This is a genomic window from Terriglobus sp. YAF25 (genome assembly GCF_052113305.1).
In the GTDB taxonomy this organism is placed as follows: domain Bacteria; phylum Acidobacteriota; class Terriglobia; order Terriglobales; family Acidobacteriaceae; genus Terriglobus.
This window is the reverse complement of sequence record NZ_JBFRCY010000240.1, coordinates 1-5,824: the sequence shown is the minus strand read 5'-3', so window position 1 is coordinate 5,824 and position 5,824 is coordinate 1. Positions and strand designations below refer to the sequence as shown.

Sequence of the window (5,824 nt, the reverse complement as noted above, 5' to 3'; positions counted from 1 at the left end):
GGCAGGTCATCCGCCCGGTCCAGACCAGACGCGTTCCGCTGCGCGACAAGCAGATTCGCTACGATGCGGCGGCTCTTCTCAAACTTGACCGGAACAAGAGCTACAGCGCCGCTGAGGTGGTGACAGCGGGCATGAAGGTCTTCGCGCGTGATCAACGCGTGGTGTCGATCGACTCCGACCTGGCCTCGACCAGTGGTCTGGAGAGCGGTATTGCCGCTGTTGATCAGGCACGTGCCCTCAACGCCGGTGTCGCCGAAGCGAACATGATGCTGATGTCAGAGGGATTTGCAGCGCTGGGCTACAACACCTGGTGTAGCACCTTCTGCCCATTCTTCAATTGGCAGGTGCTTCGCCGCATTGCGGTCGGGCATCAGGAGCGTCTGGAGGCGATAGAGGCCGCGGACGGCTGGTTGAGCGAAGGGCACGGCCTCGATATCACCTTCCTGGCGACGGCCGCGAACTTTGAGACCCGCACCAACGGCGCAACCCACATGGGCAACGACGACGCCACTACCTTCGATGCGGTTGCGCATCTGAAGATCATCGATGTCTCGTGTCCGCAGCAGATGCTCTCCATCATGAAGTGGGTGATGGAAGGAAATAAGGGCCTGGTGTATGTACGGGTAATGCGTACGCCCTCGGCGGTGCTCTATGACGGCGACTACGAATTTGAGTATGGCAAGGGCAACGTCCTGCGGCAGAGTGAAAGTGACCGCGCCATCGTAATCAGCGCCGGTAGAGGAGTGCATGAAGCTCTTGGGGCTGCTGATCTGTGCGAGAAGGCCGGCGTGAACGTAATGGTGGTCGATATGCCATCGGTTGATGACGACCTTTTGCTGCGGTTGTATGAGACCGGCCTTCCCATCTTCTTCGCGGAACAGAACAACGGCTATCTCTGGCAGAACTTCCTTAAGGTGCTGTATCGCCATCGCGGCTCGGCCAGGCTCGATTCGCTCAACCGGGTCTTCACGGTGAACACGCTGGATGCGGACGGCAACAAACAGTTCATCCACTCGGCCACCTACGAGGAACTCGTTGAGGTCTTCGGTCTGACGCCCGCAAAGATCGCAGCGACAGTACAGCTGGCCGTTGCGCGCGCATAAAGCGGGATCTGGATAGGAGATCTATGGCAGTCAAAGTGATTCATGAGAGCGCGGTCGAAGAGCTTGATCTCCCCGGCAGGAACCTGCGCTGGGTGGTCACGCCGAAGAACGCCGACGCGAAGTACTGTTCGATGGCGGTTATCCGTGTAGCTCCCGGAGAGAAGGTGCGCCCGGCCCACTCACACCCGGACGGCGAAGAGGTGATCTACATCCTCAGCGGCCACGGCCGCGTGCTGGTCAATGGAGAGGTTGCGGAGGTGCGGACCGGCTCTGCGGTTCTCTTTCCTCAGGGCGAGATCCATATGCTGCAGAACCTCTCCGATGTGGAGATGAAGGTCGCTTGCTTCTTCGCTCCTCCGGCAAGCCTCAAAAACTACGCCTTCTTTGAAGACGTTGACTTCCCAGATGCAGGTTGAACCTGCTCTTTAATTGCTGCGTAACGGGAAGACTGCGAATTGTTCGCTGGGTGAACTATTCGAGCGCAGCCCCAATCGGCGGGAGCCCGTGGGCTTTCAGCCCACGGTTGCCGGCCAACCATAAAAGGTCGAGCTCTAGCCCTGGGGTTTCTCTTCTCCATCAGGAAAAGGGCCAGGGCTAAAAGCCCATTCCTGGTTTTGTGCTTTATCAGCGGGCTTGCTCCCACTCAGCTACCGGCAAGAGTTAGAGCCGTTGAGGGCCTTCCAGGCCCGCTAAATAAGGACGTTTCGTTATATGCGCGCAACCGGCGGAGCCTCTCTGAACAGCGCGCTGACGTGTGTTTTTACGAAATTCCGAATCTCAAAAAATTGCATAAATTCACCTCTCGACAATGGCACATCCGGGTGCTAGGATGGCTCCGTTTCTAAAATGGTGTTTGCATAATACGCAATCTATATTGCGATTAGTGCTACGGCAGCCATATTTTTCGAGGCTCGACATAAATGAGACGGTTGTCCCTGTTTGCAGCAGCTTCCGCATTGTCCGTGAGCGTGTCTGCCGCGCTTGTCGCGCAGTCCCCAAGCTTTGCTTCTGACGGCGCCTTTGCGGGGTCGTCTCTGTCTGGATGGCAGCAGATGGGCAGCGCGCAATGGTCTGCCTCCAATGGCGAGATCACCGGTACCGGCACCGGCCTGCTGGTCTTCAATAAGCCTGCACAGGACAGTGCCGTTTATCTACAGTTCCGCTGTGAAGGTGAATGCAACGCGGGCATCGTGATGCGCACAACGAAAGGCGCAAGCGGTATGAGCGGAGATTTACTCTCGATCCGGCCGCAGGAGCTGGCCGGCTACCACGCGACCTTCGATGAGTCCGGCAAGCTTGCAGAGCACACCCAGCTTCGCCTTGCAGGCGGTCAGATCCGTTTTGCGCCTCCTGCGCCTGCTGCCGGCGCGCCCGCTCGCCGTTTAACTCCCCCTGAGCCCCTGCCAATGCCTGCCGGCGCAACGGCGCCTTTGCAGCGTCCGGTGCATGGCCTGCGCGCTGGTGAATGGAATGACGTCGAAGTGCTTCTGGATGCCGATATCCTGCGGGCTTTCTTCAACGATGGCGGGGACGCCGTAAGCGTTGCGACTGAGAACATGAATGGCTATGGTCCGTTCGCGCTTTACGTCGGTGGTGGAACCGTTCACTTCCGCGCCATTGCGTACAAGGACATTGCGGTCAAGACGCTGCCCAAAGAGCAGGTCAGTCCCAACTTCCGCATGCAGCGGATCAACGAGTTCTACTACGGCTGGTCGGCCGCGGCCGCCGACTTCAATCACGACGGCAAGCTCGATATCGTCTCTGGCCCTTTCATCTACTTCGGACCTGACTTCACGCAGTCACGCGAGATCTATCCCGCGCAGATCGTGAACGCCTCCACCACCTACTCGATGGAGGACTGGGTGCAGCACGCCGCGGACTTCACCGGCGATGGCTGGCCCGATGTGGTGACAACCAGTCACGCCGACGGCGGCAAGACGGGAGCCGTGCTCTACGTCAATCCGAAGGGAGAGTCGCGGCGTTGGGAGAAGTTCACCGTCGTTGCCCCGATCGACAGCGAAGAGACAGTACTGGCGGATGTCGACAAGGATGGCAAGCCGGAGCTGGTGTACATGGGCGGCGGCTATATGTGCTACGCCAAGCCGGATCCATCGAACCCCACCGGCAAGTGGATCGTTCACAAGGTCAGCGAGCATGGACCCTGGCCCGCGCATGGCGTCGGCGCCGGTGATGTGAACGGCGATGGACGCGTCGACATCGTCGGCGCTTATGGCTGGTGGGAACAGCCTGCTCAGAACGATGCCGAAACGAAGTGGACCTATCATTCCGCTCCCTTCGGGAAGTGGGGACGCACCTCTGCCGGCGGCGCGAAGATTGGTGTCTACGACATCAACGGTGACGGACTCCCCGATGTTGTCACCTCCATGCAGGCGCATGGATGGGRCATCAGCTGGTTCGAGCAAAAGAAGTCTGCCTCCGGCGAGATCAGCTTTATCCCGCACGAGGTGATGGGGCATCTCCCATCCGAGAGCGCAGGCGGTGTGGTCTTCACCGAGCCGCATGCCTCCACGATCGCGGATGTGGATGGAGACGGCATACCCGACTTCGTCGTGGCCAAGCGCTACTGGTCACATCTCGATGACTTCTACGATCCCGATCCCTACGGTCCTCCGGTGCTGTACGTGTACCGCACAGTCCGCGACAAGAAGAGTCCCGGCGGAGCGCGCTTCGAGCCGGAGCTGGTTCATAACCTCTCCGGTGGTGGATCGGATGTTCTTGCTGTCGACCTGAAAGGTGATGGAAACATCGATCTCGTCACTTCCACGCGGAGCGGCACTTACATCTTCTGGGGAACAAGAAAGCAGAAGAAGACCGGCAGCCAGTAATCCGGCGATCGGAAAGCATTGAATTCATTTTCTGGTGCGACAACGCAAGAGCAATGGAGCAACCGGCGCTTGCAGCAGGCAGTTGAAAAAAGAACAAACCGGGGCCGCGACGGATACGGCCATTTGGGAGGAATGGAATGAAAGGTATCAAATTAGCACTCCTGTGCATGCTCCTTCTGTGTCTGGTGGGGATCACTCCTCACGCATGGGCACAGAGCGCTGCCGGATCTGTGGTGGGGACGGTCACTGACACAAGTGGATCGGTAATGCCGGGTACCCAGGTGACACTGACAAACAATGCAACCGGAGACAAGAAGGTCGTTGTCACTGCTGACAACGGCGACTTCCAGTTCCTGTCTCTTCTCCCCGGCGAATACGCGCTTACGGTTGAGAGAAGCGGCTTCAAACGCTACACCCACAACCCCGTCGAGGTGCAGGTCGCTCTGGCAACCCGTGAAAATGTAGAGCTCGCGATTGGCGAGACGACGGAAGAGGTCACCATTACCTCGCAGGCGCCAATCATTCAGTCGGAGAATGCATCTCTCGGCCAGGTCGTTCAGGGCAAAGCCGTGACCGAGATTCCGCTGAATGGAAGAAACGTGCTGGCGCTGGTCGGCCTTGTCCCCGGCGTGGTTCCGCAGGGCAGCTCGTCAGGCAACCTGACCGGCCAAAATGTATTCGCTGCCGGTAACTATCAGATCGGTGGCGGCAGCGCCAACCAGAGCTCCACGCTCTATGACGGTGCGCCGGTGAATGTCTCCTATGGCAATGCCACTATCCTCGTGCCGTCGCAGGACGCTGTGCAGGAGTTCCGCGTTCAGACCAGCAACAACACGGCCGAGTACGGCATGTACACCGGCGGCGTCGTCAACATCGCCAGCAAGTCAGGTTCGAATAAGGTTCACGGAACGGTATACGAGTACGTCCGCAACACGATCTTCAACTCGACCCCGTACTTCGCGAAGCATACCGATGTTCCGGCAAACGTTCTGGGCAAGAATCCGTACCACCAGAACCAGTTCGGTGGGAATATCGGCTTCCCGATCTTCAAGGATAAGGTCTTCGGATTTTTCGACTACCAGGGCTACCGGCAGGCGCAGAAGCGCCTCTATAACTACACGGTACCGACGGTAAAGATGCGCACAGGCGACTTCAGTGAACTGTGTACCCTTAACTCATCGACCGGCTTCTGCACCAATGCGTCAGGCAGCCCGGCTTCGGTGGCCACCGCGGGGCAAGTCTACGATCCATGCGGCGGCACTGCATCGGCAGGCCAGGGATGCCCTGGTTATACCGGCCCGCGCACGCCGTATCCGAACAACATCATTCCGCAGGCTCGCTGGAGCAAGGTAGCCACCAACCTGCTGGCCTTCCCGTACTATGCGCAGCCCACACGGTCCGGTGTGACCAATAACTTCGTAGCCTATGCTGGTTCCGGTGGCACGAACGATCAGTACAACGGCCGCGTCGATTTCAAGATCGGCGATAAGCAGAATCTCTTCGGCCGTTATACGCAGTGGAACTCAAACAACGCCGCATCGGATCCGTACAAGAATGGTCTTCGTTCCGGCGATCCCATTTCGCCCGAGTCGTTCAAGACTTACCAGACCGTTGTCGGGGACTCGTACATGTTCAGCCCGACTCTGGTAGGCGATCTGCGGCTCTCCTTCACCCGCTGGAACTACGTTCGTACGCCTGGAACCCTGGGGTATGACGAGACCAAACTCGGTTTCCCGTCGTACATGGGAACTATCTCCGGCCTGAACAATGTGCCGAGCTCGACCACGGTGCCCGCAATTGCGTTGTCGAACCCGACGGTCAACGGAATTGGTACCGGCTATATCTTCTCGGTCAACAACAACTACGTCATTGCAC

The 5,824-nt window shown here is 58.5% G+C and carries 4 protein-coding genes; all 4 read left to right on the top strand.

What is annotated here, in order from left to right; translation table 11 throughout:
- Positions 1–1,103: alpha-ketoacid dehydrogenase subunit beta (locus tag AB4043_RS11820; RefSeq protein WP_442307121.1), on the top strand; the 1,103-nt coding region annotated here is incomplete at its 5' end.
- Positions 1,104–1,126: 23 nt separating this feature from the next.
- The gene (locus AB4043_RS11815; protein ID WP_442303276.1) at positions 1,127–1,519 is read left to right on the top strand and encodes a cupin domain-containing protein; all 393 of its coding nucleotides are present in this window, start codon (positions 1,127–1,129) and stop codon (positions 1,517–1,519) included.
- Between the two features lie 546 nt (positions 1,520–2,065).
- Entirely contained in the window at positions 2,066–3,949 is a 1,884-nt protein-coding gene (locus tag AB4043_RS11810; protein ID WP_442307120.1) for an FG-GAP-like repeat-containing protein, read from the top strand.
- A gap of 167 nt (positions 3,950–4,116) precedes the next feature.
- On the top strand, positions 4,117–5,824 hold a 1,708-nt coding region (locus AB4043_RS11805; RefSeq protein ID WP_442307119.1), incomplete at its 3' end, for a carboxypeptidase regulatory-like domain-containing protein.